This is a genomic window from Paraburkholderia sp. BR13439, assembly GCF_040948805.1.
Taxonomy (GTDB): domain Bacteria; phylum Pseudomonadota; class Gammaproteobacteria; order Burkholderiales; family Burkholderiaceae; genus Paraburkholderia; species Paraburkholderia youngii.
Genome location: NZ_JBFPKN010000212.1, coordinates 1 through 255, shown reverse-complemented (window position 1 = coordinate 255; position 255 = coordinate 1). Strand labels below are relative to the sequence as shown.

General features: G+C 60.4%; 1 protein-coding gene. It reads right to left on the bottom strand.

Annotated features, from left to right (window positions below; all coding sequences use genetic code 11):
- Nucleotides 1-255 (bottom strand): ATP-grasp domain-containing protein (locus AB3X96_RS42920; protein ID WP_368594458.1); only part of this gene is annotated, 255 nt, incomplete at both ends.

The window sequence follows — 255 nt, the reverse complement described above, 5'->3', positions numbered from 1 at the left end:
CTTCTTCGACGTCCATGCCGCCTTCGCTCGACGCCATCACGACGATCTTCTGCGAAACGCGATCGATCACGAGACCGACATACAGTTCCTTCTTGATGTCAGCGCCTTCTTCGATCAGCAGACGGTTGACCTTCTGGCCTTCCGGACCGGTCTGGTGCGTGACGAGCTGCATGCCGAGGATCTGGTTCGAGTACTCGCGAACCTGTTCCAGCGACTTGGCGACCTTGACGCCGCCGCCCTTGCCACGGCCACCTG